This window comes from Streptomyces sp. SAS_272, from assembly GCF_052543235.1.
Genome location: NZ_JBMNDR010000209.1, coordinates 1 through 1,774, shown reverse-complemented (window position 1 = coordinate 1,774; position 1,774 = coordinate 1). Strand labels below are relative to the sequence as shown.

The 1,774-nt window shown below is 66.3% G+C and carries 2 protein-coding genes; both read left to right on the top strand.

Annotated elements, in window-relative coordinates:
* Positions 1-176 precede the first annotated feature (176 nt).
* Positions 177-800, top strand: coding sequence for a hypothetical protein (locus ACN6LD_RS42180; protein ID WP_445045933.1), 624 nt, complete (start codon positions 177-179; stop codon positions 798-800).
* A 42-nt stretch (positions 801-842) separates the two neighbouring features.
* On the top strand, positions 843-1,613 hold the full coding sequence (locus tag ACN6LD_RS42175) for a transposase (protein ID WP_445045932.1): 771 nt from the start codon (positions 843-845) through the stop codon (positions 1,611-1,613).
* Positions 1,614-1,774 lie beyond the last annotated feature (161 nt).

Sequence of the window (1,774 nt, the reverse complement as noted above, 5' to 3'; positions counted from 1 at the left end):
CCAGCTTCAGTACCGCCCCGACGTCATCGACGGCTGCCTCACCGGCACCGGCCTCCGGTGCCAACCAGCATGACGACATCACGCATTCAAGGTCAGTAAGGGCTGTCCCGTAACTGGCGGGTCCCCCTTGCCGATCCCGATCGGACCGTGTCGGTGGCTGGTGCCAGAATCGACGGGTGCTGATCAAGGGATACGACGTCAGCCCGTTGGTGGCGGGCGAGTCACTGCTGGCCCGCCCGGGCTTCTGGTCGAACTACCTTCTGTCGATGTGTAGCGACGGGGGGTGTGCTGAGCGGCCGGTTCCAGAGTGGTTCGGTGAGGACGGCGCTGATGTCGATGCCCTGTCCGAGGTCCTCTTCGATCCCGAACGCTGGCCGGTGTTCAGGGTGCCGGCAGAAGACGGTCCCGGAGCTGTGGTGATCTACCGCAACCTGGATGGCGACTACGGCACCGACTACCTCCTCACCCATCCCGGCAGAAGCTGCGCCGAGCAGATCGCCAGTTGGGACGGCGACTTCTCGGGCACTGGGCTGACATGGCGTGAACTCATCCGGATTGCTTACAGCCCGTCCTTTGCGGCCGATGGCGTCCAGGACACTGCCATCCGCTTCCTGCTGTTGCTTCCCCTCCTCACCGACCCGGACATACCGGAAACGGCATCGGCAAGGCTTATGGCCGCTTTGGCCGTGGTCGGCGCGCCCCAAGACACCGCCTCCATCGCGGCGGAGCACCTGCTGGCCCACCTCACGAGGAGATCCCGACACGACCCCACCTGGGCGTCTCCGCTAAGCGGCAGCTGAGATGCAGGTCGGTCGCCATTCCCTCTATGAAATGATCTTGGTGTGGCTGGTGTGATCACGGCGTCGGAGCCGTCCTGGATAGCCCCGTTTTCAGGGCTGAGCCCTCGCGCCTTCGGGAAGCTGGTGACGGTTCTGCGGCGCGAGGGCGCGGACGCGATCCGCAAGGGCCTGCCCTGGAGCCTTCCACTGGAGGACCGGGCACTGCTGGTCGCGGCGTACTGGCGCACGAACCTCACGATGCGCCAGCTCGCTCTGCTGTTCGGGGTGTCCAAGTCGGCGGCGGACCGGATCATCGACCATCTCGGGCCGATGCTCGCCCTCCAGCCCCGCAAACGGTTCGCGAAGGACACTGTGCTCATCGTGGACGGCACCCTGGTCCCCACCCGCGATCACACCATCGCGGAGCGGTCGAAGAACTACCGGTACTCCACCAACCACCAGGTCGTCATCGACGCCGACACCCGACTGGTCGTCGTGGCCGGCCGGCCGCTCGCCGGGAATCGCAACGACTGCAAGGCATGGGAGGAATCCGGCGTCAAGGCCGCCGTCGGCAAGGCCCTCACGATCGCCGACGGCGGCTACCCGGGCACCGGACTCGTCATCCCGCACCGCCGCGAGCGCGGCCAGAGCGAACTCCCGGCCTGGAAAGAGGACCACAACAGGTCCCACAAGCAGGTCCGGGCCCGCGTCGAGCACGTCTTCGCCCGCATGAAGACCTGGAAGATCCTCCGCGACTGCCGCCTCAAGGGCGACGGCGTCCATCACGCCATGCTCGGCATCGCCCGGATGCACACCCTCGCCCTCGCCGGATAGGCAAGTGGGCCGCACGGCCGCCCACTCCCGCAGTGGCTCGGAGATCATTTACGGGACAGCTCTTAGGTCCTGTCTGGCGTTCGGATCACGAGTTCGGGAGATCGCCTGCGCGCCGAGGTCTGTTCTTGATAGGCCGTCAGTCATGGCGCGAGGCGATCTCA